Origin of the sequence: Rhodococcus sp. 1168, from assembly GCF_002091955.1 — a bacterium.
Taxonomy (GTDB): Bacteria; Actinomycetota; Actinomycetes; order Mycobacteriales; family Mycobacteriaceae; genus Rhodococcoides.
This window is the reverse complement of record NZ_MKKY01000036.1, coordinates 81,325-105,179: the sequence shown is the minus strand read 5'-3', so window position 1 is coordinate 105,179 and position 23,855 is coordinate 81,325. Positions and strand designations below refer to the sequence as shown.

The window sequence follows — 23,855 nt, the reverse complement described above, 5'->3', positions numbered from 1 at the left end:
CGGTCGCCGTCATGGGGTCGCCTCGTGTCCGGGCGCGTTGTGAGTTCTGCGCGACTCTTTCATCTCGGCCTCGAATACGTGCCGCTTTCCTTCCTGCAGTTCGGCCCGCACCTGTTGCTCGTGGCTTCGGAAATGAGACCAGTAGAGATCGTCGAATTCCTCGACGATTTGGAACGACCATCGTCCGTCGATCGCATTGCGTCCGACCATCTCGGTTTCGAGCCTGTCCGCCTGCGTGGGATGCCCGGCCTCCCTCAGGGCGGCGACTGCCTCGCCGAGTTGGAGATCGGCATGACCCATCAGCTGATGGAACGAATAGAGGTGGCCGCGGGCCCGTTCGATGGTTTCGAGGGCCTCGGAGACCTTTCCGATCGCCTCGACGGTGTCGTCGGAGGTGTTCTCCGGCCGTACATGGCGGGGCTCGGGGTGCTGAGAATCGTTGCTCATGACGCAGGCATGCCCCCACCAGCTTATTCCGAACCTGGCTCCTCAGATCAGGGTGGTCACCACTCGGTTGCCGCCGGCAGCTTTGGCCTCGTACATCATCGAATCCGCCACGCGAGTCGCGGTACCGACGGGATCGGCGCTGTCGGTCCATAGATCGGATTCGGCGTAGAGAATGGCGGCTCCGATGCTGACCGTCACCGGTATTGCGTCGTTCGCGCCATGGAGGGCACGTCTGACGCCGTGAATCAAAGCATCGATGTGCAGCCGCGAGGTGACGACGGCTGCCAGATACTCCTCGCCGCCGGTACGGCCCACGATCCCGTATCTCGACACATGAGCGCTCAGGCGTTCCGCGACGCGGCAGATGACGGCGTCGCCCTCGTCATGGCCGTAGATATCGTTGACCGACTTGAAACTGTCGATGTCTACGACCACCACCGCGGCGCACCAGCCGTGGCGTTGTCCCTGCGGCAGCAGGTCCTCGATGGCTGTCGTCAGTCCTCGGCGGTTGAGAAGTCCGGTCAGCGGATCGAGGACCGAGCTCCGAGCGTCCGCTGACAATGTCGTCAGAAAGATGTGCGAGGTGATCGGCACACTCATGATCGCGAGCAATACCACGTTGGTTCGGACCGCCAAGTTCAGCGTGTCCATCCGGCCCTGCAGATACAAGGCCCCGGCGATACCGAGTACGACGGCGGATGCGAAACCAAGGTGCAGCACGACCCATCGCGGACTCACGAAGAACGTGACGAAACCGCCGATCACCGCGAACAGGACGCAACCGAGCAGAGCGTTGCCCAGCTCCATCAACACCAGTGCAGAGGTGATGCCGAGGTCTGCGTACAACGCGAACAGAACGACCCCGAGTCTCCCGGGGAACGGCAACAGGAGCCACAGTGCCGCGATGATCAGGTTGGTGATGCACAGCGTCAACGTCCAGATCGTCGCGGCAGCACCGCTCGGCCCCCCGTCGGCGAACAAAGAGACGAAGGACATGACGCTGACGTTGATCATCGACAGCGCGATGAGTAATCGGATGACCTTGCCCGATGGATGGGAGTTCTGGAACTCGCGCATCCATTCGTAATCGTGAGCTGCCGTGAACCACTCGATGACAGCCTTCCTGGCACCGACGGCCGGCGGCCGACGACTGCGTAGAGCTTGGCGCGAGGGGGACATGAGGGGGTGTCGACTCTTTTTTTAAAAGTAGCGGGGGAACGGCGACCAGTCGGGATCGCGCTTTTCGAGGAACGAGTCGCGGCCTTCGACGGCTTCATCGGTCATGTATGCCAACCGTGTCGCCTCACCCGCGAACAACTGCTGACCGACGAGGCCGTCGTCCTGCAGGTTGAACGCATACTTGAGCATCCGCTGCGCCTGTGGCGACTTGGCGTTGATCTTCGCGGCCCATTCGATGGCCACGTTCTCGAGCTCGTCGTGATCTACGACGCGATTGACCGCACCCATGCGATGCATGTCCTCGGCCGTGTAGGTGTCGCCGAGGAAGAATATCTCGCGAGCGAACTTCTGTCCCACCATCTTGGCGAGGTACGCGCTGCCGTAACCGCCGTCGAAGCTGCCGACGTCAGCGTCGGTTTGCTTGAACCGTGCGTGCTCGCGGCTGGCGAGAGTCAGATCGCATACGACGTGCAAGCTGTGGCCACCGCCCGCTGCCCAGCCGTTGACGAGGCAGATGACGACCTTGGGCATGAAGCGGATCAGCCGCTGCACTTCGAGGATGTGTAGTCGGCCAGCGCGTGCTCGGTCCACCGTCTCTGCAGTCTCACCGTCGGCGTACTGATATCCGCTTCTGCCTCGGATCCGCTGGTCACCACCGGAACAGAACGACCACACGCCGTCCTTCGAGCTCGGTCCGTTACCGGTCAGCAACACTGTGCCGACGTCGGAGCTCATCCGAGCATGCTCGAGTGCGCGGTACAGCTCGTCGACGGTGTGTGGACGGAATGCGTTCCTGATGTCGGGCCGATCGAACGCGACGCGAACCGTATCGTCACGTACGTGACGGTGGTACGTGATATCGGTGAGGTCTTCGAAGCCGGGAACGGTTTGCCACAGAGAAGGAGTGAAGGTCACCTGGCCACGATAGAGCGCCACGATCGGTACGTCGCGAATACCCGGGTCTCGAATACGGGTTACGGTGCTGGAATGAGCGAACAGGCAGGCCAGGACCAGTACGAGCGCCACGGCGGGTTTCCGAAGTACAGACAAGCCGACGTCGGGCCTGAATACGGCAGGCTCGTGGAGGGGTTGCGAACGCTTCAGGATCTGGCGGTGAGTGCCGCGCCGACGCCGGAGGCAACTGTCGAGGCGGCCGAACGGGTCGAAGCATTGATCGATCTACTGAAGCCGTTCCAGGTGCCGGAGGGAGTGGCGCCTGCCGGTCGTGTGATGACCCTTCCCGGCCGCGGCTCGCTGCTGATGCTGCCGTGGACCATCGAGAAGTTCGATGCCGAAGGAGTCCGTAGCCGTGGCGTGTTCCGTCGTTATCACCTCGGCGGAAACGGAGCTGCGCACGGCGGCACGCTCCCGTTGCTGTTCGACGACATGCTGGGGTTGATTCAACATGCTTACGGCAGGCCCATCAGTCGGACCGCATTCCTGCACGTCAATTACCGCAAGATCACCCCGTTGGACACCGAACTCGTCGTCGAGGGCAGTGTCGACCGCGTCGAGGGCCGCAAGACGTTCATCAACGCCGTACTCCGCGATCTGGAGGGGAACGTTCTTGCCGACTGCAATGCACTGATGCTGCAGCTTCTGGAGGGGCAGCAGTGAACCAGCCATCCGTCGAGGAGTTTCTCGATGGATCTCACGTCCTGTCGATTCCGTTGCGCACCAAGTTTCGCGGTATCACCACCCGCGAAGTGATGCTGGTCCGAGGGCCGGCCGGTTGGGGTGAGTTTTCGCCGTTCCTCGAGTACGACGACCAGGAATCCTCCGCGTGGCTGCGCTCTGCCATCGAAAGTGCCTGGGAAGGGCCGCCTGCGCCGTACCGCGAGCGGGTCCGTGTCAACGCGACAGTGCCCGCGGTGGCCGCAGCCGAGGTTCCGGCCATTCTCGAACGGTTCCCCGGCGTCGACACCGCGAAAGTGAAGGTGGCCGAGAAGGGTCAGAGCGTCGCCGACGACGTCGATCGCGTGCGTGCCGTGCGTGCACTCGTGCCGCGGGTACGCGTCGACGCGAACGGAGGCTGGACCGTCGATCAGGCCGTGGAGGTCCTGTCGAGGTTGCTCGACGACGGCGAACTCGAATATGCGGAACAGCCGTGTGCGACGGTGCCCGAACTCGTCGAGGTTCGGCGACGTCTACCGGCCGTTCGGATCGCAGCAGACGAAAGCATCAGGCGCGCCGAGGACCCACTGCGAGTCGTTCGAGCTGGGGGAGCCGATATCGCCGTACTCAAAGTGGCGCCGCTCGGCGGGATGCGCGCGTTGCTGGAGCTGGCCGGTGAATTGGGCGAATACGGGGTTCCCGTGGTGGTATCGAGCGCTTTGGACTCCGCTGTCGGTATGGCATCCGGACTTGCTGCCGCGGCGGCCATCCCGAAACTCGAGTTCGCCTGCGGACTCGGCACCGGAAGTCTGTTCGAATCCGATGTCGTCGCCGCGCAGGAACTTCTCGACGGCACTGTGCGCGTCGAGCCTGTCGAGCCCGACCCGGAGAGGTTGACGGCGCTGGCGGCACCGGAGGATCGGGCGCTGTGGTGGCGCGAGCGGGTGCGGAGGTGTTGGGCGGGAGCGCAGCCTGCGGAGTGACCTTTCCGGTGTTGGGGGGGGAGCGCAGCCTGCGGAGTGACCTTTCCGGTGTTGGGGGGGGGAGCGCAGCCTGCGGAGTGACCTTTCCGGTGTTGGGGGGAGCGCAGCCTGCGGAGTGACCTTTCCGGTGTTGGGGGGGGAGCGCAGCCTGCGGAGTGACCTTTCCGGTGTTGGGGGGGAGCGCAGCCTGCGGAGTGACCTTTCCGGTGTTGGGGGGCGCGCAGCCTGCGGAGTGACCTTTCCAAGTTGGGCGGAGTGACCAGGGAATCGGGAGTTCAGCCTGTGGAGTACCGGGGAAACAATCCTGAGGTACCCTTTCCCACGTCGTTCGCCGAACGTGAAGATCTGGGAGGAATTTCGAAGTGGTTGCTGCACTGAAGGAATCGTTGCTCGACGAGTCCAAGCGCGATGTCCTGTTGCATGATGTCTTGGCTTTGATCGACGCGGAGGTGTCGGACAAGAAGGGCGCGAGCGGCTTGGCCGTCAAGGGCGGCTACGGGGCGGTCAAGAAGGTCGGACCGTCGTACATCGAGCGGGCCGTCGAACAGCTGTGGCCGGAGTTCGTGGACAAGTTGGAGCCGCTGTGGCAGTCGTACAATGCTGCTCCGGTGGGGTCGTTCTCGGATTACCTCGTCGCCAACTCGGATCAGGCTTCCGACGCGTTGCTGGCGGTCACGGACGAGCGTATCGATGAGACGGACAAGAGCGTGGTGAAGAAGTTCTACGGGAGTCTTCGTGGCTCGGCGAAGAAGAATGTTGCCGAGGCGCTGCCGCGCGTCGGTGACCTGGTCACCAAGTACGCAGGCTAGGCGACTTCGTCTGGAGTGAGGGGGGTACGTCCGCAAGGACGTATCCCCCTCACCTCGTTGCGAGGCGGCCGTTCTCGATCGCTTTCAACAGCAGTGCATGATCAGCCTCGGTTTGGTCGGCGTACAGCCGCGCGAATCTGGAGAGCGCGACATCGAGAACGTCGGATGTGCCTACGTAGCCGGCGATCATCGAGGCCCCGCTGGTTCGGGCGTGACCTTTCGCCAGCAGTCTGCCGACAACACCCGCATAGTCGACGAGCGCGGGGGCGTCGATCGAGGACAGGTCGATGGTGCCCTTCATGTTGCGGAACTGTCGCACGTAGTACTGGCGCCCGTCGATGGTCGTCCATCCCAGCAGTGGATCGCTCACGGTCTGCAGATCCTGCTGGTACTCCACGACGCGTTGGCCCTGGTGTGCATGCCACGCGGACTCACCGTGGACATAGGGGGCCAGGACCGAGCGTCGTGCCTGCTTGAGTTGGAGGAACACGACGTCGTCGGGACTGCTGCCTTCCAGGAGCGCCACGTAGGCACGTAGGCCCACACTGCCGACGCCGACGACGCGATGCGCGACGTCGATCAACGTGTAGCCACCGAGCACGCGGCGCCAATGCGGGGACAAGGTCCCCAGGTACTCGTCGAGTCCTTGGGCGAGCAGTTCTTCGTCACGAGCAGGGATGCGCGTGGTGATCGGTGGTTCCTCGACCAGGCGGCGCTGCCCCTCGTGTTCGAAGGTGAATCTGGGGAGCGCACGATCGCTGGTACTTCGCCGCGCCTTCTTCGATGCCCGCTTGATCTCCTTGCGCAACGACCCTTCGGTGACGTCCGCTTCCAGTTTCTCGGCGGTCAGGCGTTGGAAGGACCGCGACATCAGCGGTTCGTCGGCCAGCCTCGACACTTCGAGTCGGTAGGAGCGGACGCAGGCGACTACGGCTTCCTCACATTGGGGTTCGGTACGGCCGTTCTGCCGCCCGGCCACCCAGATGCTCGCGGCGAGGCGTCGTAGATCCCATTCCCAACCGCCCGGATGTGCCTCGTCGAAATCGTTGAGATCGATCACCAGGTCGCGTTCGGGGGAGGCGTAAAACCCGAAATTGCCCAGGTGCGAGTCCCCGCTGATGATCGGGGTGATTCCCGTGGACGGCAACAGTGCGACGTCTCGTGCCATGACGATCGCAGTCCCGCGGAGGAACCCGTACGGAGACTCGGCCATCCGCTCTACGCGCACCGGTATCAGCCAGTCGATGCGACCGTCGTGCGAGAACTCGATCTGCCGGATCGGATCCGGTCGGTCGGGGGGCGCGGTCCAGTCGCCCATCGATTCGCGGGAGACCTTCTCGCGCAGGCTCCGACCGAGCTCGTATCGCTCGGCCCTCGGCGTCGGACGAGCCCGCAACGTCGCAAAAGACCGTTTGTCGTCTTCGCCGATGCCGGCGACGACGGCGTGGCCATGGGGAGCGTTGGGCATAGGTGAACTCTAGGACCTGGCTGTCTCGGAGATGGGGCAGGTCGTGCAGTGGGCGGCGGCGTCAGGGGCGCGTGGGGCGATCGATCGAACGCACCCGAGGTGGGAGCCCCCATTCGGTTCGGCCGAGCCTGCTGAGTGGGGCGATGTCGGCGAACGACGGTAGGCCGTCTTCGGCAAGGAATTCGGGGCGCACGGCGACGGCGACGACGTTGCCCATGACGACGAAGGAGTCACCCACTTCGATGATCCGATGCAGGGTTGCCTCGATGGCTATCGGTGATTCGGCGACGCGAGGGGGAGAGATTTTCTCGCTGGGCTCGTGGGAGATGCCGAGTTCGTCCAGTTCACTGATGCCGTGCTCGTAATCGGCGGACGAAGCGTTCACCTGTTCCATGAGGGGTTCGGATGCGAGATTGATCACGAACTCGCCCGTTGCTTCGATGTTCCGCAGGCTGTCCTTTCGGCCTACGGAGGTGAATTGCACTACCGGGGGATTGGCTGAGGACACCGAGAAGAAGCTGTAGGGAGCGAGGTTCGCCACGCCTTCCGAAGACAGTGTCGACACCCAGGCGATGGGTCGAGGCACGACCGAGGCGGTGAGCACGCGATAGAAGCCGCTCGGGGGCATTTCGGACGGATGGAAGATGGTGCGCATCGGTTCATTGTGTCAAAGTCCTCGGCCAACCCGCCGGTAGTGCAGTGGACTTCGAAGCAGGCGGCATCGGTTGTTCGAAGGACCGGCCTGGGATTCGAAGACTGTTCCAGTGAATCGAGGAGTGGGCCGAATAGGCCGCGCCGCGTCGAATCTGACAACCTTGGAGATGTGAATCCGTCCAGTGCTCAGGCCACCGCCGTCGTCGACGAGCTGGTTCGGGGTGGTGTTCGTGAGGTCGTGCTGTGCCCGGGCTCGCGTAATGCTCCGCTCGCGTTCGCGCTACAGGAAGCCGACGCTGCAGGCGTGCTGCGGTTGCACATGCGGATCGACGAGCGCACCGCGGGATTTCTTGCGATCGGGTTGATTCTGGCCGGGGGTCGTCCTGTTCCGGTGGTCATGACCTCCGGAACCGCAGTCGCCAATCTGGGGCCAGCCGTTCTCGAAGCGAACTATGCACGAATGCCGCTCATCGTGCTGAGTGCGAACCGGCCCTACGAGATGCTCGGCACCGGCGCGAATCAGACCATCGAGCAGTTGGGGCTGTTCGGCAGTCAGGTGCGAGCCACGGTCAGCTTGGGCCTGGCAGAGGACGGGTCCGGACAGAACAGTCAGTGGCGCAGCGCGGTGTGCAGGGTGCTGGCGGCGGCGCGCGGAACTCGATCGGGCAACGCCGGCCCGGTGCATTTCGACATTCCGCTACGTGAGCCTTTGGTGCCCGATATCGGTGACCGTGAGCCCGCCGCTCTCGGACGTCCCGACGGCGCAGCCTGGACGACGACCCAGCAGGCAACTCTCGATGTGCCGGTCGATATCGATCTCACCGTGGACACGATCGTCGTATCCGGTCACGGCGCAGCCTTACGGCCCGAACTGGCAGGTTTGCCGACGGTCGCGGAACCGACGGCTCCCTTGCATGGCGTCCCTCTGCATCCGATGGCTCTGTCGCAGCTGAAGCCGCGTCAGGTGATCATCACCGGACGTCCCACACTGCATCGAACCGTCTCGAAAGTGCTCGCCGATCCGGCTGTCGACGTTTTCGCCTTGACGACGGGTCCGCGGTGGCCCGACGTGTCCGGCAACGTCCTTGCCACCGGCACCCGCGCGCTCGTGTCGGGGACGCCGAGGGCGGCCTGGTTGGAACGTTGCGCGACGCTGTCCGCGAAGGCGGACCACGCCGTCCGTGATCAGCTCGATGCGCATCCCAAGCCGACGGGACTCCACGTCGCCGCAACGGTGATGTCCTCGCTGCGCGTCGGCGATCGGTTGCTGCTGGGAGCCTCGAACCCGGTTCGCGACGCGGCCCTGGTGAGCTATCCGACTGAAGGCATTTCCGTGTTGTCCAACCGTGGGGTCGCGGGCATCGACGGCACGGTCTCGACGGCTGTCGGGGCGGCGCTGGCAGGTGGGGGTCGCACGATTGCGCTACTCGGCGACCTGACGTTTCTCCACGACGCGTCCGGACTGCTCATCGGTACGGGGGAGCCACGGCCCAGTGATCTGACGATCGTCGTCGCCAACGACGACGGTGGTGGCATCTTCGAACTTCTCGAGCAGGGGGATCCGCAGTACGCCGGTGCTTTCGAGCGAGTGTTCGGAACTCCTCACGGCATGGATCTGGCAGCGTTGTGCGCGGCGTACCGCATCCCGCATCGCAGTGTCGACACGGCGGAGCTTGCCGTTCTGCTGGAGGGCAATGCCGATGGAATCCGCGTCCTCGAGGTCACCACCGAGCGTTCGGGTCTACGGGAGTTGCATGCGGGGATTCGCGCTCGCCTCTAGGGGGAGTCGTTCGGATCTTGCTGTGCGGAAACCCAATCGATGGTTTCCTGGGTTTCGGTGTCGATGATGTCCTTGATCATGTCGTTGACGAGCGACTCGATCTTGCCGCCGATGAGTGGAATCTTGACCGTCGAACTGCCCTTGACCGTCAGTACCGCCCCGGTGCCTGCAGGCCGCAGAGCCAACGTGCCTGCGACCTTTGCGGGGAGCGAAGACGATCCGCCCGTCAAGGTGCCGTCCGCGTGGTCACCCTGCAGCGGGCCCCAATGGTCGGACCGGGTGATCAGCAGGGTGCCCTTGATGACCTTCTTGACCAATGCCGGCAACTCGGTCACACCGACTTCCTCCGAGATGTCCACCGTCAGACCGCCGTCTTCGTGACTGGTCAGCCGGTATCCCTCGGTCTTCTCGGCCTTGGCGAACCTGGCCATCCACTGTTCCTCGCTGGTCAGTGCCTGGTAGACCTGGGCGGGAGTGTGTTCGGAGGAAATGGTGAACTCGAAGTCGCGCGACATGTCAGCAGAGGCTACCTTCAGGCGCCCACCTGTGCGCCGAACTCGGGAAGTAACCTCTATCGACGTGGACGCCCCCGACAGTGCCGACGGACCGAACAAGGGGTTGGCTCGTACGCGGATTTCGGTTCTCGTCATCGCAATCGGAATTTCCGTGCTGGCGTTTCTTCTGGTCGTCGCCGCGTGGCAGAACGATCGCACGATCACCTCCGACGAGGGAACGGCGACGGCCGAGGTCCTCTCGGCAGGCAGACTCCGCTCTGCGGTCAGCTTCATCACTCCCGACGGTGTCACCCACAATCCGCAACTGGGTGTGCTCTATCCGACCAATCTGATTGCCGGACAACGAATCGACGTCGAATACAACAAGGCCGATCCCGACCTCGTTCGCGTATCCGGACGCGATGCGAGCGTTGCGATCATCCCGGCCGCATCGGTAGTCGTCGTGACCTGGCTGATTGCTGTCCCGGCGCAACTGCTTCTTCGTCGGCGTGAAGAAGCCGATCGGTAGCCGTTCGTGTGAACTTCGCTCGCCCGTAACGTCGACGCTCCCTGGCAGCCGAAGAAGTTGCGCACACTGAGGATCGTGCGAGTAGCCATCGTTGCGGAATCGTTCCTACCCAACATGAACGGCGTCACCAACTCGGTGCTTCGAGTTCTCGAGCATCTCGAACGGACCGGCCACGAAGCCATGGTTTTCGCGCCGGACAATCCATCGGGCAACCCGCGGGCAGCCACTGTGCACGGGCGCATCCCGGTCCACCGGGTGCCGGCCGTCATGGTGCCCAGGGTGAGCTCGCTCCCCGTCGGGGTACCGGGGCCTTCCTTGACGGCGGCTCTGCGCGGGTTCGACCCCGACATCGTGCATCTCGCGTCGCCGTTCGTCCTCGGCGCGGGCGGGATGGCGGCCGCCAAACGGCTCGGCGTTCCCTCGGTTGCGGTCTACCAGACCGATGTCGCTGGGTTCGCCGAAAGCTACGGGCTCGGTCTGACGTCGAAAGCGGTGTGGCGGTGGACGCGTCGGATTCACCGAGGTGCGGCGCGGACGCTTGCGCCGTCCTCGTCCGCGGTACAGGCATTGGAGCAGCACGGCGTTCCACGGGTGCATCGATGGGCCCGAGGCGTCGACGCTGTCCGGTTCGCACCGTCCGCACGCCGCGAAGATCTACGCAGACAATGGGCACCGAGCGGCGAACTCATCGTCGGGTTCGTCGGACGGCTTGCACCGGAGAAGCATCTCGAGCGGCTTGCCTCGCTGAGCGGCGCCACCCAGCTCGTGATCGTCGGTGACGGCCCGGATCGGGGTGCGCTCGAGAAGCTGATGCCGTCGGCGATCTTCACCGGGCAGCTCGGAGGCGAAGAGCTGGCTCAGGCTTACGCGAGCTTCGACATCTTCGTTCACCCCGGGGAACACGAGACGTTCTGTCAGGCGGTTCAGGAAGCGCTCGCCAGTGGGCTTCCCGTCGTCGGACCCGACGCAGGTGGACCGCGAGACCTGATCACGCACTGCCGAAACGGGTATCTGCTGCCGGTGGACCGGTTCTCCGAACTCCTACCGAGCGCAGTGTCGGCGCTCGGGTCGCCGAAGACGCGCGCACGGTTCGGTGAGGCAGCACGGAGGTCCGTGCTGCACCGCACGTGGCCCGTGATCTGCGACGAACTTCTCGAGCACTACGGCGAAGTCCTCGGTTGGGAAAACCGCGCCGCGCTCCGAACGGCATGACCCGTAAGCTCGAGACGTGCCTACAAGTTCGCGTGCAACGCTCGAGAAGGACCCACACGAAGTCGCATCGATGTTCGACGGCGTCGCCCGTCGCTACGACATCACCAACACCGTGCTGTCCTTCGGTCAGGACCGGAGCTGGCGGAAGTCAACGCGCGCCGCGCTGAATCTGAAAGCGGGCGAGAAAGTTCTCGATCTGGCTGCTGGGACCGGGGTGTCGACGGTCGAACTCGCTCGAAGTGGCGCGTGGTGCGTTGCCACCGACTTCTCGAAGGGGATGTTGCAGGCAGGTTCCGGTCGCCCGGTACCGATGGTGGCTGGCGATGCGATGCATCTGCCTTACGCCGACGCGAGCTTCGACGCCGCAACCATTTCCTTCGGACTGCGCAATGTCTCGGATTTCGAGGCCGGACTACGTGAGATCGCCCGCGTTACCAAGCCCGGGGGAAGGCTCGTCGTCTGCGAATTCTCGACGCCCGTCTTTCGGCCGTTCCGCACCGTCTACATGGAATACCTGATGAAAGCGCTGCCCGCGGTCGCTCGCGCGGTATCGAGCAACCCCGACGCGTACGTGTACCTGGCCGAGTCGATCCGGGCATGGCCCACGCAGGACGAACTCGCGACGCGCATCGCCGACAGCGGCTGGTCGAACGTGCAGTGGCGGAACCTGACCGGTGGGGTCGTGGCCCTGCATCGCGCTGTTCGCTGATTCGCGTCAGCTGAACGGCGGTCGGGAGTCTGCTTTCAGTGACGCGCTGCCCGATGCACGCCACGTACGTGCAACGAGGTCCGAATCTGCTTCGGTGACGAGGTTTCCCATCACCCGCACTGCGATCTTCATCAGAGCTGTCGAACGCATGCCGATAGGTCCCGTTGCGGGGAGGAATCGGGGGACCGTGAGCAGACCTGCGAGTCGCCGGGCTATGGAGAATGCTTGCCCGTAGTGCTCGCGAAGGAGCGCGGGCCACGCCTCGCTCAGGTCGTTCTCGTCGAGCATGTCCGCAATCAATCGGCCACCCTCGAGCCCGTAGTCGATCCCTTCACCGTTGAGCGGATTAACACACGCAGCCGCGTCGCCGATGATCGCCCAGTTCTTTCCGGCGATGTTGGACACCGCGCCACCCATCGGGAGCAGGGCCGATGCCACAGCCCGAAGGTCACCGGTCAGTCCCCAGTCCGCGCGACGCTGCTCGGTGTACAGATCCAGCAGCGGACGCAATGCGCCAGGCCCGGGCCGCTTGGCCGTCGCAAGTGTGCCGACACCGATGTTCACCTCGCCGGTGCCGAGCGGGAAGATCCAGCCATAACCCGGTTGCAGCACTCCCTCGCCGTCGCGCAGCTCGAGATGTGAGGAAATCCATGGGTCCTCGCTTCGGCCGGAAGAAATGTAGGCACGAGCGGCCACCCCGAAGGTGGTGTCCCGATGCCATTGCCGACCCAGCTTCTTTCCGAGGGAGGACCGGACGCCGTCGGCGATGATCAGCGTCTTGCATGTGAGAGTGCGTTCCATACCGCCGTGCTCGAAGGTGACCGATTCGACACCCCGCTCGTTCCGTGTAACCGACACCGCCTTGGCGCCTTGGAACATCCGAGCGCCGGACTCGACCGCTGTGCGACGGATTCGGTCGTCGAGCTCCGAGCGGGGGACAGCGCTGCCGATCGTCGGAAGTGAGCCGCCCGGCCACTCGAGCTGTAGTTCCTGACCGAACCCTGACAGTCGCAGACCACGGTTCTCGGCGCGTCCGCGGACCCACTCGCCCAGACCGAGGCGGTCGAGTTCGGCGATGGCACGCGGGGTCAGGCCGTCGCCGCACGTCTTGTCACGCGGGAACGTCGCGGCGTCGGCGAGAACTACCTGCCGACCGGCGCGCGCCGCCCAGGTAGCGGCCGCCGAACCAGCGGGGCCTGCGCCGATTACCAGCACTTCGGCTTCGGTGGGAAACTCCGCAGTAGTGGACACAGATCCAGTATGCAGTGGACCGCGGCGCAGCCCACCGCGCCCGGACGTGGGGTGAAGCACCTTGTGGGCACAGCGCGCACTAGATTCACTACGGTAGTGGCGGGTATTCGGGGGCGCCGACTAGCAAACGAGATTTCAGATCCGTTCAAGACACCGAGGACAGGACCAACAAACGTGAGCACAGACGACGCGGCCGGATCGACGGTCGTTGCCGGGGTGGATCTGGTCGATCCAGAGCTTGCACGAACCGTGGCCGCAGGTTTGGTCAGCGTCGAGAATCTGATGATCTCGGAACTGTCCGACGGCGAAGATTTCCTCACCGAGGCCGCGCTGCATCTCGCGCGGGCCGGTGGAAAGCGTTTCCGCCCGCTGTTCACCGTGCTGACTGCCCAGCTGGGACCAAATCCGGCTGACGAATCAGTGGTGACCGCGGCGACGGTCGTCGAGCTCGTCCACTTGGCCACGCTCTACCACGACGACGTCATGGACGAAGCCTCGATGCGACGCGGCGCCGAGAGCGCCAACGCACGATGGGGCAACAGCATCGCGATCCTGGCAGGTGACTACCTCTTCGCGCACGCCTCGCGCCTGGTTTCCACTCTCGGCCCCGAAGCCGTTCGAATCATTGCCGAGACGTTCGCGGAGCTGGTCACCGGGCAGATGCGCGAAACGATCGGTGTCAAAGCGGACCAGGACCCCGTTGCGCACTACCTCAAGGTCGTGTGGGAGAAAACCGGGTCTTTGATCGCTGCGTGCGGAAGATTCGGCGGGACGTTCTCCGGTGGCGACAGTGACCATGTCGCAGGCCTCGAACGCCTGGGCGACGCCGTAGGCACGGCCTTTCAAATCTCCGACGACATCATCGACATCTCTTCGGAGTCGGAACAGTCCGGTAAGACTCCTGGCACCGATCTGCGGGAAGGTGTCCACACTCTGCCGGTGCTCTACGCACTGGCCGAGCAGGGCGTCGATGGCGACCGTCTGCGAGTACTTCTGGATGGGCCGGTCACCGACGACGCCGAGTTGGCGGAGGCACTCCAGTTGCTGGAACGCTCGCCAGGAATGACAAAGGCCAAAGCCACGCTGGAGGAGTTCGCCGACAAGGCCTATGCCGAGCTGGCGAAGCTCCCGCAGGGGGCCGCAAACGACGCGCTGGGACGCCTGGTCCATTACACCGTCGAGCGGGTGGGCTGACCGCAGGGAACCTTGTCGAGTGTCGTGGACGTTCTCACAGTGAACAACCACGACACTCGAGGAAGAGGCACCATTGCGCTTCGCAAACGGGGCAAAGACGTTCGGGCTGCTGGTCGGGATGTCTGCGCTGATCGTATTCATCGGTGCACTGTTTCGGAGCCCGGTCATACTCTTCGGCTCGATCGTATTTGCCGTCGGAATGAACGGCTACGTCTATTTCAACAGCGCCAAGCTCGCGCTGCGATCGATGCATGCCCAGCCGGTGACTCAGCTCGAGGCACCCGCCATGTACAAAATCGTGCTCGAGCTGGCCACCACCGCGCATCAGCCCATGCCTGCGCTCTACATCAGTCCCACCAACAGTCCCAATGCGTTCGCCACCGGCCGCAACCCGAGGAACGCGGCTGTGTGCTGCACCACCGGTATTTTGGCGATCCTCGACGAACGGGAACTCCGAGCCGTTCTGGGGCATGAGCTTTCTCACGTCTACAACCGAGACATCCTGATCTCTTCCGTGGCAGGGGCGATGGCCGCAGTGGTCAGCGGTCTTGCGAACTTTGCGCTGTACGCGTCGATGTTCGGTGGCCGCGGAAACGGGGGCGCCGCCAATCCGATCGCGCTCATCTTGGTCTCGTTGCTCGGTCCCATCGCGGCAACCGTCGTCAAGCTCGCGGTGTCGCGGTCGCGGGAGTATCAGGCCGATCAGTCGGGCGCCGAGCTCACCGGTGATCCGCTCGCACTGGCGTCGGCACTGCGCAAGTTGGAGCGCGGCATTGCGGCCGCCCCATTGCCGCCCGAGCCGCGTATAGCTGCGGAGTCGCACCTGATGATCGCAAACCCGTTCAGAGCGGGAGAGAAGATCGGGCGGCTTTTCTCGACGCACCCGCCGATGGCGGACCGAATCGAGCGACTCGAGCGAATGGCTATGGGCGGTTGATGACGTAGGTGGCAGGTCCAGCTCAGGTAGCTCCCACCCACCACCTACGTCGATCACCTACCGATAGTTGACGAACTGCAATGCGATGCCGAAGTCCTCGCCCTTGAGCATCGACTGAATGGCTTGCAGATCGTCGCGTTTCTTGCTGCTGACGCGAAGTTCGTCCCCCTGAATCTGTGCTTTGACGCCCTTGGGGCCGTCGTCGCGAATCTTCTTGGTGATCTTCTTCGCGTTCTCGGTGGTGATTCCCTGTACCAGCTTGCCGGTGACCTTGTAGATCTTGCCGGATGGTGCCGGGTCGTTGGCCTCGAACGCCTTGAGCGAGACGTCACGGCGGATCAACTTTTCCTTGAACACGTCGAGCGCTGCCTTGACTTTTTCTTCACTCTCGGACGTGATGACGATCACCTCCGATTCACCGCTGCCCGACCACTCGATCGTCGTGTCTGAGCCGCGGAAATCGAAGCGCGTCGAGAGCTCCTTCGCCGCTTGTCCTACTGCGTTGTCGACCTCCTGACGGTCGACCTTGCTCACTACATCGAAGGACGAATCTGCCACTTGACTACTCCTGTGTCGAATCGAATTGCGTAAGGCACTTACCCCGACGTTAGCCCGCTTGCATGGCCTCTATGCACCCGGTTTGCGTTCGAGGGGCACGTACGTTGTATTCTTCAAACCGCATCGAGGAGAGCGAATGTCTTCGGTGCAAGCACGGCAGATTGCCCGAGCGGCCAATGGGAGCGGACTGTAAATCCGTCGGCTTATGCCTACGTAGGTTCGAATCCTACATCTGCCACCCAGGAGCCCCAGCGAGTTTCGACTCGCTGGGGTTTCTACTTGAAGAGTTACGTTTCACCGGTGCTGAGCATGCAATTTGGTACTCGACGCTAGGAATGTGTAACCTCTTGAAGGCTTCAGTGCACGGCTTGCCGTGCTTGTCGCATCGCCCCCTTAGCTCAGTCGGTAGAGCGTTTCCATGGTAAGGAAAAGGTCAACGGTTCGATTCCGTTAGGGGGCTCGCTGGGTTGGATGGTTCGCGTCGGCACCCTCACTTTCGAGGACGTACTTGAAAGTGAGAAGGTGTAGGGGTGAGCACCTGAGGCGGTGTAGCTCAGTTGGTAGAGCAAACGACTCATAATCGTTGCGTCGCCGGTTCAAGTCCGGTCACCGCTACACAAGAAGACCAGATACACGCAGCACCAGAAGTAAGCACAGTCCTGATTAACCGGATCAGATTTACCCGAAAGTAGGCGTCCAGTGGCCTCCTCCACCGATGTGCGGCCCAAGGTCACCTTGGCCTGCGAGGTTTGCAAGCACCGCAACTACATCACGAAGAAGAACCGTCGTAACGATCCCGATCGCCTCGAGCTGAAGAAATTCTGCCCGAACTGCGGCACGCACCGCTCACACCGCGAATCTCGTTAGGAAGCGGCCGGTTCGCCGGCCGCTCTTTTTCGTTCGGAGGCGATGCCACGCGTTGGGCTTACTCCTCGAACCCTAACGTCTGTGGCGTCCTGGGTAGAAAAGGTTCGTATACCGCGTGACTGAGTCAGTGCAAGATCCCGCTGCGCATGCCGCCAGTATGGTAGGCCACCACTACACGGTGGACCACCCGTACGAAGTCGGTCGCGAGAAGGTGCGGGAGTACGCTCGCGCCGTGCAGGATCTGCATCCGGCGCATCATGATGAGGACACCGCCAAGGCACTCGGCTACGACGGCCTGCTGGCGCCGCTGACCTTCATTTCGCTCGTCGGCATCATCGCGCAGTCGAAGATGTTCAGAGAGATCATCACCGGTTACGACCCGAGCCAAATTCTTCAGACCGATCAGCGTCTGCAGTTTCACAAGGCGATCCAGGTCGGCGACGAACTCACGTGCGATGTACACCTCGAATCTTTCCGTCAGATGAGTGGTAGCGACATCATCACCACGAAGAACATCGTCACAGACCAACACGGCGAACTCGTGCAAACCACCTGGACGACCCTGGTGGCCCGTACGGGAGGCGAAGTCGACGAGAACATCGCCCACGCAGTGAAGGACGTGATCATGCATGGCGCTTCGTAGTTTTGCCGATGTGACGGTCGGTGACGAACTTCCCGATCGGATCGTCAAACTCACCCGTGGTGACCTGGTCAACTATGCCGGAGTGTCCGGAGATCCGAACCCGATTCACTGGAGCGACGAGGTCGTCAAGCTTGCCGGGTTGGACAACGTTATTGCACACGGCATGTTGACGATGGGTCTCGGGGCGGGCTTTCTGACAGCATGGCTCGGCGATCCAGGTGCGGTCACCGAGTACAACGTTCGTTTCACCAGTTCGGTGTACGTTCCGGCAGATTCGGCCGCGTCCGTGGAATACACCGGCAAGGTCAAATCAATCGATGCGGAGTCCAAGTCCGCAGTCATCGCGATCACCGCGAAGTTCGAGGGCAAGAAGATCTTCGGACGGGCGACTGCGACCGTTCGTCTGGCGTAACCGGCCTGTAGATCCACTGGTCCCGCGCAGGGATTTCAGGGTTTACACGCCGTGCAGTACACTGAGATTTCTGGGGTTACTCAGCGCTGCGCGCTGCCATGGCTATCAATTTTCGAAAGTCCAGGGCCGGCGCGTATGTTGTGTGACGCAGTGTTGTGTAATTCCAGGACGGTTCCACCCGCATGCGGGTAGTACCGAAGGGGCGTAGCTCAATTGGTAGAGCAACGGTCTCCAAAACCGTAGGTTGCAGGTTCAAGTCCTGTCGCCCCTGCCCATGTTGCTCGTCTCCCGCCATTGGCGGGGGCTGCAACGGTGTCAGCTACTGAGAGGAACGACGGTGAGCGAGGAGCGCGGAAAGCGCGACGACCAGTCCGAGGACTCGTCGACGCCCGACGACGCCGCCCGCACCGCCGACCGAGCTGCCACCGAGGGTGCAGCCGATTCGACAGCAGCGGTTCGGCCGACCGGTAAGCGAACAACTCGTCGGGCGCGCACTGCGTCGGACACAGAGTCTCCCGATGGAGCATCGTCCGGCAAGGTCTCCGTCACCAAGTCGTCGACAGCCAAGATCTCGACTCGTGCTGACAGAACTCGTCAGCCGAAGCGCATGAATATCTTCAAGCGCTTGCGTAAGTTTCTCCGTGAGGTCATTGCCGAGCTGCGTAAGGTCATTTGGCCGAACCGCAAGCAGATGGTCACCTACACCTCGGTGGTTCTCGCGTTCGTGGTGTTCATGGTTGCGTTCATCAGCGGCTCGGATCTGGCGTTCATCAAAGGTATCGGCTGGCTGTTCGGCTGAAACCTCACGACCAATACTGCGACGACCAGGTCGACGACCGCCGACACGCACGAAACGAAAGAAAGGGTGCTGCTGTGAGCACGCCGCATAACGACGCCACCGAAGTGGCCGCATTCGACGCCGATGTCGAGGCGACCAAGCAGGGCCTCGAAGCGGAGCAGGCCGCTCAGGACCGCGAGACCGACGAAGCCATCAAGGCCGACGTCGCGGCAGCCGCCGGTGAACAGGTCTCAGAAGAGGTCCCAACCGAAGGTGACGATGTCGATGCAGGCGTCGATGCCGATATCTCTGCCGAACCCGAGGATCCAGTTGCGGAGATGAAGGCTGCGCTGCGGCGCGCCCCCGGCGACTGGTACGTCATCCACTCGTACGCAGGCTACGAGAACAAGGTCAAGGCCAACCTCGAAACCCGAGTTCAGAACCTCGACGTCGGCGACTACATCTTCCAGGTCGAGGTTCCGATCGAAGAGGTCACCGAGATCAAGAACGGCCAGCGTAAGCAGGTCAACCGCAAGGTTCTGCCGGGGTACATCTTGGTCCGCATGGAACTGAACGACGAGTCCTGGGGCGCGGTGCGCAACACCCCTGGTGTGACCGGGTTCGTCGGCGCTACCTCGCGCCCTTCCCCGTTGACCATCAACGAGGTCGTCAAGTTCCTGATGCCGCAGGAAGGCTCGAAGAAGGACGCCAAGGACTCGAAGACGTCCGGCGATCAGGGCGAGTCCTCTTCGAAGCCGACCATCGAGGTCGACTTCGAGGTCGGCGAGTCGGTCACCGTCATGGACGGCCCGTTCGCGACCCTTCCGGCCAGCATCAGCGAGGTCAATGCCGAGCAGCAGAAGCTCAAGGTTCTGGTGTCGATCTTCGGTCGAGAGACTCCGGTCGAACTCGGCTTCACCCAGGTCGCCAAGATCTAGCCGGCCTCCTCACAACTTGCAGTAGCAACCGCAAGAAACCCGAGCGAATACAAGGAAAAAGAAATGCCCCCGAAGAAGAAGAAGAAGCTAGCCGGGATTATCAAGCTCCAGATCCAGGCAGGAATGGCCAACCCGGCCCCTCCTGTCGGTCCCGCGCTGGGTCAGCACGGCGTCAACATCATGGAGTTCTGCAAGGCGTACAACGCAGCGACGGAATCGCAGCGCGGAAACGTCGTGCCGGTCGAGATCTCGGTCTACGAGGACCGCACGTTCGACTTCAAGCTCAAGACTCCGCCGGCAGCCAAACTGCTCCTCAAAGCAGCAGGCGTAGCCAAGGGTTCGGGCGAGCCGCACAAGACCAAGGTCGCCAAGGTGACCATGGATCAGGTGCGCGAGATCGCCAAGACCAAGGCGGAAGACTTGAATGCCAACGACATCGATCAGGCCGCGAAGATCATCGCAGGCACTGCTCGCTCGATGGGTATCACAGTAGAGGGATGACCTCCTCGTCAGCTTCTACCAGAAGCTGACAACCGTACGACGTGGTAGGGCCGGCCAGGCCCGTCAACCACTTCTGAACCAACGATTGGACAGTAAACATGGCAAAGCGAAGTAAGGCGTACCTCGAGCAGGCAGCGAAGATCGACGCTGACAACCTGTACTCGCCGCTCGAAGCAGCACAGTTGGCCAAGGACACGGCGTCGAGCAAGTTCGATCCGACCGTCGAGGTTGCTGTTCGTCTCGGTGTCGACCCCCGCAAGGCCGATCAGATGGTGCGCGGCACCGTCAACCTTCCCCACGGCACCGGCAAGACCGCTCGGGTTATTGTTTTTGCCGCTGGCGAGAAGGCTGTCGAGGCGCAGGCAGCAGGCGCCGACGTTGTCGGTGCCGAGGATCTGATCGAGCGCATTCAGGGCGGATTTTTGGACTTCGACGCAGCGATCGCTACCCCTGACCAGATGGCCAAGGTCGGCCGCATCGCTCGTGTCCTCGGACCGCGTGGCCTGATGCCGAACCCGAAGACGGGCACAGTCACCAACGATGTGACCAAGGCTGTCAACGACATCAAGGGCGGCAAGATCAACTTCCGCGTCGACAAGCAGGCCAACCTGCACTTCGTCATCGGCAAGGCGTCGTTCGATCAGACCAAGCTGGTGGAGAACTACGGCGCTGCGCTGGACGAGATCCTGCGTGCAAAGCCGTCGTCTGCCAAGGGCCGCTACGTCAAGAAGATCACCGTATCGACCACGACGGGCCCGGGTATTCAGGTCGACCCGACCCGCACGCGCAACCTTCTCGAGACCGATGTGACCGCGTAGTCACACCGCAACGACAAGAAAAGGCCGGCCCCCTCGATGGGGCCGGTCTTTTTTGTGTCAGCTAGTGGCAGCCTTGGCGAAGTTGCTGGACAACTCGCCGAGTATTTCGTTCCACAGTGGTTTTGGGAGGTCGTGCCCCATACCCTCGATCAGATGCAGTTTCGATCCCTCGATCGCACGCGCGACTGCCTTTCCGCCTGCCGGCCGCATCAGCCGGTCAGCGCATCCGTGGATCACGACGGAAGGTGCGGTGATCGACGCGGCAATGCGCCGTAGACTGCCAGTCCCGGTAACTGCAGCCATGTGGCGGAGTGCACCCGCGGGGTAGTAGTTGCGGTCGTACATCTCACCGGCTGTGGCGAGTAGTTCGGTTAGCGGTGTCGGGTAGGCGGGGCTGCCGATGATCCGACGGGTACTGGCCGAGTGCGCGATGATCTCCTCGCGCGTTGCATCAGGTCCTGGGCCTTTCATGAGTGGGAGCAACGCTCGTGGATCAGGTGGCGGAAGGAAGGCCTCGTTCGTGCTGGAGAAGATGATTGCAGTGCTCGATACTCGCTCCGGATACAGGCCGGAGAATACTTGCGCGATCATTCCACCCATCGATGCGCCGACGACGTGCACCCGCGGGATCTCGAGGTAGTCGAGCAGTCCGAGCGCATCGAGTGCCATGTCCCTCAACGTGTATGGAACTTTGCTGGATGCACCGAGTTCGGTACGCAACAACCGCAGGAGCGTCGAACCTTCGATACGGTGGCCGTCCATCTTGGTGGACAAGCCGATGTCGCGGTTGTCGAATCGGATGACCCGAAAGCCCTGCTGGACGATACGTTCGCAGAACTCACGCGGCCACAACGTCATCTGAGCGCTCAGGCCCATGATCATAAGCACCACAGGGTCGTTCGGATTGCCCATGTCCTCGTAGGCGATCTCGATCGAATTCGAAGGCGCGAAACCCGTTGTGGAGTGCATGGTTCTCCTTACCAGCCAGGCTCGCCGAGTAGCGGAACCACCAGAAAGCTCGGGTGCTCGGGGTCGAGGATCAGATCTTGTCTTCGTCCCCGCGTGCGCAGCAGATCCGGGAGTATCGGCATGAATCGTGGTGCGTCGGTGGGGAAGACGTCGACTCGGAGACGATGGCCCGTTGCGATCACCGCTTCGGTCGTCAGCAGATCGATATCGAGAGTCAACGGCCGACCGATGGGAACAGGCAGGAGCGTGGCTGCCGTGAGCGGGTGGTGCGGGCGGGTGTAGTCACCGTTGGGTGCGTAGAGGGACAACTCGTCGTCCACCGCGCGACGGGTAGTCAAGAGCGCACCGTTGGTCAGGACGGTGGATCGCCCGTGCGGATCGACATCGCACAGCATGATCGCCCACAGTGCTTCCGGGGCATGACACACCACTCGGAGGTGCAGATTCATCGGCCCCGAAAGAACCGTGTCGGAGTGGGCGATGGGAGTGGTGAAGGTCAGTGCCCCGCGCTCGGCGGTTCTGTTGTCATAGGTGAAACCACCACCGAGAACCGCGGGGATGCCGGCGAGGACCTGAGTGGTGTCGCGCGAGATGACCGACCACAACGACGGCCGCACTGTGAATTCACCGCACGTCCCGTCGGGTGAACTCCCGAGGCTTCCGTCGTCCACCGCATGTGGCGCCGTCCCCGACGTCGCAGCCGAGAGATACAACCGAGTGGGTTGCGCCTGCGGTGCGGGGAACCTGCCGTGCGCGGTCCACTGCCCGCCTTGCTGGCGAAGGGTGACGGGCCCGTAGTTTTCGATTCCGTTGTCCTCGTCGCGAAGCCACTTGTCGAACCAGGCGCGCTCGAGCACATCGAGTCGTGGTGGAAACCCGGGTTCGCCGAATCCGATACCCGGGTTCCCGTGATACCCGTCGCCGACGAGAAGTTGCTTGTCTCCGCGCGGTAGTGAGAGCCGGTTGTAGATATCGGGTGCCGATCCTCCGAAAATGTCGTGCCAGCAGCCGTAAAGGAATGTCGGGGCAGTGATGTCCTCGATCGTCGCGTTGATCGTGTCGTAATAGTCGACGTCGTAGATTCGCGGGTCGCCGCCTGTGACGAAGCCTCGGGCCAGGTCCAGGAGATCGGTTGCGGGCGAACGCAGTCGGTCTCGTAGCCATTCCGAGAATTCGAGATCGCCGAGGGACGGTGCCCACTTGAGGGCATTGACTGCGGTGAGCCACAACGGAATGAACAGCGAAGGCGCACCACCGGTCGCGAAGATTTCCCGAACTATATCCACCGACCCTTCCACGGCGAAAACTGCCTCGAGTCCGGCAGGGCGGTTCGAGGCGGTCTGGAGCGCATTGATCGCAGAATACGAAATTCCTGCCATTCCAATTCGACCGTTGCACCATCCCTGGGCCCGGGCCCATTCGATGATCTCGAGCGAATCGAGTTGCTCGCGGGTGCCGAGAACATCCCATGTTCCCGTCGACGACCCGGTTCCGCGAACGTCGACGATGATCTGCACGTATCCACTGCGCACCAGATGGCGATTGACGGACATCAGGTCGGCGACTCCACCCGCAACGACCCTGGTCATCTCGGTGATGCCTTCGAACGGGGTGCCCCCGAGATCGAATGATGCAGAGAATCGTCTGATCAGGGGGCCGAGCACCGGAGTGTCGAGGACCGAGTCGATCCCCTTGACGAGCAGTTTGTTGTAGGGAGTGATGTTGAGGACGGTAGGAAACTCGGCTTGCACGGCACGTCCCGATGCATCGGCAGGGCGAAAGACGTAGGCACGCAGCACAGCGCCGTCGCTCATCGGGATTCGGACGTTCTTCGAGATGGCGATCTTGGGGTGCAGAGGGTGATCGTCGATCAGTGCACGCCACCGCTGGGCTGCGGTACCCCCGCTGGGGTCGCGCTCGCTTCCCGATCCGGGAGCGCGACCGGGGCGAAGCAGTGGACGTAGTTGTGCTGCCGTCATGTATCCGATTGAACAGTCATCGACGCCGTTTGTCTTACAACAGGGCAATATTGTCCCAACTGACCGTGTGTTCGGCCGGTAGTTGGTGCGCAATCGCAGGGTGTCGACCATGCTTTGGGCGCATCTCTTGGG

26 protein-coding genes and 4 tRNA genes are annotated in these 23,855 nt (G+C 62.8%); 20 read left to right on the top strand and 10 right to left on the bottom strand.

What is annotated here, in order from left to right; translation table 11 throughout:
* Window positions 1-9: 9 nt before the first annotated feature.
* The 3 genes from BJI47_RS05535 to BJI47_RS05525 are packed head-to-tail and all read right to left on the bottom strand — an operon-like array spanning window position 10 to window position 2,541.
* Window positions 10-447, bottom strand: coding sequence for a hypothetical protein (locus tag BJI47_RS05535; RefSeq protein ID WP_088942789.1), 438 nt, complete (start codon window positions 445-447; stop codon window positions 10-12).
* Window positions 448-489: 42 nt separating this feature from the next.
* Window positions 490-1,626, bottom strand: a complete 1,137-nt coding sequence (locus tag BJI47_RS05530; RefSeq protein WP_088942788.1) for a GGDEF domain-containing protein — start codon at window positions 1,624-1,626, stop codon at window positions 490-492.
* A gap of 21 nt (window positions 1,627-1,647) precedes the next feature.
* Entirely contained in the window at window positions 1,648-2,541 is an 894-nt protein-coding gene (locus tag BJI47_RS05525; RefSeq protein WP_084346377.1) for a 1,4-dihydroxy-2-naphthoyl-CoA synthase, read from the bottom strand.
* A 72-nt stretch (window positions 2,542-2,613) separates the two neighbouring features.
* Here BJI47_RS05525 and BJI47_RS05520 point away from each other — a divergent pair, with 72 nt between their 5' ends.
* From BJI47_RS05520 to BJI47_RS05510, 3 genes are all read left to right on the top strand, one after another.
* Window positions 2,614-3,243, top strand: a complete 630-nt coding sequence (locus BJI47_RS05520; protein ID WP_088942787.1) for a PaaI family thioesterase — start codon at window positions 2,614-2,616, stop codon at window positions 3,241-3,243.
* Window positions 3,240-4,223 carry an o-succinylbenzoate synthase gene (locus BJI47_RS05515; protein ID WP_088942786.1) on the top strand — a complete coding sequence of 328 codons (984 nt, stop codon included), beginning with the start codon at window positions 3,240-3,242 and terminating at the stop codon, window positions 4,221-4,223. Before BJI47_RS05520 ends, BJI47_RS05515 begins: the two co-directional genes overlap by 4 nt.
* A 362-nt stretch (window positions 4,224-4,585) precedes the next feature.
* Window positions 4,586-5,032, top strand: coding sequence for a hypothetical protein (locus BJI47_RS05510; RefSeq protein ID WP_088942785.1), 447 nt, complete (start codon window positions 4,586-4,588; stop codon window positions 5,030-5,032).
* 49 nt (window positions 5,033-5,081) lie between these two features.
* Here the strand turns inward: BJI47_RS05510 and BJI47_RS05505 are convergent, their stop codons facing one another.
* Both BJI47_RS05505 and BJI47_RS05500 read right to left on the bottom strand, forming a co-directional pair.
* Window positions 5,082-6,500 carry a DUF2252 domain-containing protein gene (locus BJI47_RS05505; RefSeq protein ID WP_088942784.1) on the bottom strand — a complete coding sequence of 473 codons (1,419 nt, stop codon included), beginning with the start codon at window positions 6,498-6,500 and terminating at the stop codon, window positions 5,082-5,084.
* Window positions 6,501-6,561: 61 nt separating this feature from the next.
* Window positions 6,562-7,155 carry a flavin reductase family protein gene (locus BJI47_RS05500; protein WP_088942783.1) on the bottom strand — a complete coding sequence of 198 codons (594 nt, stop codon included), beginning with the start codon at window positions 7,153-7,155 and terminating at the stop codon, window positions 6,562-6,564.
* 168 nt (window positions 7,156-7,323) lie between these two features.
* Between BJI47_RS05500 and menD the strand changes: the two genes are divergently transcribed.
* Complete coding sequence (gene menD, locus BJI47_RS05495) at window positions 7,324-8,934, top strand: 2-succinyl-5-enolpyruvyl-6-hydroxy-3-cyclohexene-1-carboxylic-acid synthase (protein ID WP_088942782.1); 1,611 nt, start codon at window positions 7,324-7,326, stop codon at window positions 8,932-8,934.
* Here menD and BJI47_RS05490 read toward each other — a convergent pair.
* Window positions 8,931-9,449, bottom strand: a complete 519-nt coding sequence (locus BJI47_RS05490) for a DUF2505 domain-containing protein (RefSeq protein ID WP_088942781.1) — start codon at window positions 9,447-9,449, stop codon at window positions 8,931-8,933. The two genes, menD and BJI47_RS05490, sit on opposite strands and share 4 nt — an antisense overlap.
* Window positions 9,450-9,513: 64 nt before the next feature.
* Here BJI47_RS05490 and BJI47_RS05485 point away from each other — a divergent pair, with 64 nt between their 5' ends.
* The 3 genes from BJI47_RS05485 to BJI47_RS05475 all read left to right on the top strand — a co-directional run bounded on the left by BJI47_RS05485 (window position 9,514) and on the right by BJI47_RS05475 (window position 11,878).
* The gene (locus tag BJI47_RS05485; protein WP_254900403.1) at window positions 9,514-9,957 is read left to right on the top strand and encodes a DUF3592 domain-containing protein; all 444 of its coding nucleotides are present in this window, start codon (window positions 9,514-9,516) and stop codon (window positions 9,955-9,957) included.
* A 75-nt stretch (window positions 9,958-10,032) separates the two neighbouring features.
* Window positions 10,033-11,169 (top strand): glycosyltransferase family 1 protein, encoded by a 1,137-nt coding sequence (locus tag BJI47_RS05480; protein ID WP_217808509.1) that lies wholly within the window; start codon window positions 10,033-10,035, stop codon window positions 11,167-11,169.
* A 16-nt stretch (window positions 11,170-11,185) separates the two neighbouring features.
* Window positions 11,186-11,878: a demethylmenaquinone methyltransferase gene (locus BJI47_RS05475; protein ID WP_088942780.1), complete on the top strand. Its 693-nt coding sequence runs from the start codon at window positions 11,186-11,188 to the stop codon at window positions 11,876-11,878.
* A gap of 6 nt (window positions 11,879-11,884) precedes the next feature.
* Here BJI47_RS05475 and BJI47_RS05470 read toward each other — a convergent pair whose 3' ends face one another.
* A complete protein-coding gene (locus BJI47_RS05470) occupies window positions 11,885-13,129 on the bottom strand; it encodes a geranylgeranyl reductase family protein (protein ID WP_088942779.1) in 1,245 nt (414 codons plus the stop codon).
* Window positions 13,130-13,303: 174 nt separating this feature from the next.
* Here BJI47_RS05470 and BJI47_RS05465 point away from each other — a divergent pair, with 174 nt between their 5' ends.
* Both BJI47_RS05465 and htpX read left to right on the top strand, forming a co-directional pair.
* A complete protein-coding gene (locus BJI47_RS05465; RefSeq protein ID WP_088942778.1) occupies window positions 13,304-14,323 on the top strand; it encodes a polyprenyl synthetase family protein in 1,020 nt (339 codons plus the stop codon).
* Window positions 14,324-14,396: 73 nt separating this feature from the next.
* On the top strand, window positions 14,397-15,260 hold the full coding sequence (htpX, locus tag BJI47_RS05460) for a zinc metalloprotease HtpX (RefSeq protein ID WP_088942777.1): 864 nt from the start codon (window positions 14,397-14,399) through the stop codon (window positions 15,258-15,260).
* Between the two features lie 57 nt (window positions 15,261-15,317).
* Here the strand turns inward: htpX and BJI47_RS05455 are convergent, their stop codons facing one another.
* Complete coding sequence (locus BJI47_RS05455; protein ID WP_088942776.1) at window positions 15,318-15,818, bottom strand: YajQ family cyclic di-GMP-binding protein; 501 nt, start codon at window positions 15,816-15,818, stop codon at window positions 15,318-15,320.
* Window positions 15,819-15,973: 155 nt separating this feature from the next.
* Between BJI47_RS05455 and BJI47_RS05450 the strand changes: the two genes are divergently transcribed.
* From BJI47_RS05450 to rplA, 11 genes are all read left to right on the top strand, one after another.
* Window positions 15,974-16,056, top strand: a tRNA-Tyr gene (locus BJI47_RS05450).
* A 149-nt stretch (window positions 16,057-16,205) separates the two neighbouring features.
* A tRNA-Thr gene (locus BJI47_RS05445) sits at window positions 16,206-16,278 on the top strand.
* An 82-nt stretch (window positions 16,279-16,360) separates the two neighbouring features.
* Window positions 16,361-16,433, top strand: a tRNA-Met gene (locus BJI47_RS05440).
* A gap of 84 nt (window positions 16,434-16,517) precedes the next feature.
* Window positions 16,518-16,685 (top strand): 50S ribosomal protein L33, encoded by a 168-nt coding sequence (gene rpmG / locus BJI47_RS05435; RefSeq protein WP_084346147.1) that lies wholly within the window; start codon window positions 16,518-16,520, stop codon window positions 16,683-16,685.
* Window positions 16,686-16,842: 157 nt separating this feature from the next.
* Window positions 16,843-17,328 carry a (3R)-hydroxyacyl-ACP dehydratase subunit HadA gene (gene hadA / locus BJI47_RS05430; RefSeq protein ID WP_254900417.1) on the top strand — a complete coding sequence of 162 codons (486 nt, stop codon included), beginning with the start codon at window positions 16,843-16,845 and terminating at the stop codon, window positions 17,326-17,328.
* A complete protein-coding gene (gene hadB, locus BJI47_RS05425) occupies window positions 17,315-17,740 on the top strand; it encodes a (3R)-hydroxyacyl-ACP dehydratase subunit HadB (RefSeq protein ID WP_217808508.1) in 426 nt (141 codons plus the stop codon). The genes hadA and hadB overlap by 14 nt, the downstream gene beginning before the upstream one ends.
* Window positions 17,741-17,938: 198 nt before the next feature.
* Window positions 17,939-18,011: transfer RNA gene (locus BJI47_RS05420), tRNA-Trp, on the top strand.
* Between the two features lie 66 nt (window positions 18,012-18,077).
* A complete protein-coding gene (gene secE / locus BJI47_RS05415) occupies window positions 18,078-18,539 on the top strand; it encodes a preprotein translocase subunit SecE (protein ID WP_088942774.1) in 462 nt (153 codons plus the stop codon).
* A gap of 74 nt (window positions 18,540-18,613) precedes the next feature.
* Window positions 18,614-19,456 (top strand): transcription termination/antitermination protein NusG, encoded by an 843-nt coding sequence (nusG, locus tag BJI47_RS05410; RefSeq protein ID WP_088942773.1) that lies wholly within the window; start codon window positions 18,614-18,616, stop codon window positions 19,454-19,456.
* A gap of 63 nt (window positions 19,457-19,519) precedes the next feature.
* The gene (gene rplK / locus BJI47_RS05405; RefSeq protein ID WP_084346142.1) at window positions 19,520-19,957 is read left to right on the top strand and encodes a 50S ribosomal protein L11; all 438 of its coding nucleotides are present in this window, start codon (window positions 19,520-19,522) and stop codon (window positions 19,955-19,957) included.
* Window positions 19,958-20,055: 98 nt separating this feature from the next.
* A complete protein-coding gene (rplA, locus tag BJI47_RS05400) occupies window positions 20,056-20,775 on the top strand; it encodes a 50S ribosomal protein L1 (RefSeq protein WP_088942772.1) in 720 nt (239 codons plus the stop codon).
* A 57-nt stretch (window positions 20,776-20,832) separates the two neighbouring features.
* On the opposite strand, the gene BJI47_RS05395 is transcribed toward rplA, so the two are convergent.
* Window positions 20,833-21,744, bottom strand: coding sequence for an alpha/beta fold hydrolase (locus BJI47_RS05395; RefSeq protein ID WP_088942771.1), 912 nt, complete (start codon window positions 21,742-21,744; stop codon window positions 20,833-20,835).
* 8 nt (window positions 21,745-21,752) lie between these two features.
* Window positions 21,753-23,723, bottom strand: a complete 1,971-nt coding sequence (locus tag BJI47_RS05390; RefSeq protein ID WP_088942770.1) for a CocE/NonD family hydrolase — start codon at window positions 23,721-23,723, stop codon at window positions 21,753-21,755.
* Window positions 23,724-23,855 lie beyond the last annotated feature (132 nt).

Bases quoted from the DNA above. Each gene is read 5' to 3' on its own strand.
- BJI47_RS05520 (WP_088942787.1), top strand. From the start codon at position 2,614: ATGAGCGAACAGGCAGGCCAGGACCAGTACGAGCGCCACGGCGGGTTT.
- BJI47_RS05500 (WP_088942783.1), bottom strand. From the start codon at position 7,155: ATGCGCACCATCTTCCATCCGTCCGAAATGCCCCCGAGCGGCTTCTAT.
- rplA (WP_088942772.1), top strand. From the start codon at position 20,056: ATGGCAAAGCGAAGTAAGGCGTACCTCGAGCAGGCAGCGAAGATCGAC.
- BJI47_RS05395 (WP_088942771.1), bottom strand. From the start codon at position 21,744: ATGCACTCCACAACGGGTTTCGCGCCTTCGAATTCGATCGAGATCGCC.
- hadA (WP_254900417.1), top strand. From the start codon at position 16,843: ATGGTAGGCCACCACTACACGGTGGACCACCCGTACGAAGTCGGTCGC.
- BJI47_RS05535 (WP_088942789.1), bottom strand. From the start codon at position 447: ATGAGCAACGATTCTCAGCACCCCGAGCCCCGCCATGTACGGCCGGAG.
- BJI47_RS05505 (WP_088942784.1), bottom strand. From the start codon at position 6,500: ATGCCCAACGCTCCCCATGGCCACGCCGTCGTCGCCGGCATCGGCGAA.
- BJI47_RS05530 (WP_088942788.1), bottom strand. From the start codon at position 1,626: ATGTCCCCCTCGCGCCAAGCTCTACGCAGTCGTCGGCCGCCGGCCGTC.
- rplK (WP_084346142.1), top strand. From the start codon at position 19,520: ATGCCCCCGAAGAAGAAGAAGAAGCTAGCCGGGATTATCAAGCTCCAG.
- hadB (WP_217808508.1), top strand. From the start codon at position 17,315: ATGGCGCTTCGTAGTTTTGCCGATGTGACGGTCGGTGACGAACTTCCC.
- BJI47_RS05390 (WP_088942770.1), bottom strand. From the start codon at position 23,723: ATGACGGCAGCACAACTACGTCCACTGCTTCGCCCCGGTCGCGCTCCC.
- BJI47_RS05490 (WP_088942781.1), bottom strand. From the start codon at position 9,449: ATGTCGCGCGACTTCGAGTTCACCATTTCCTCCGAACACACTCCCGCC.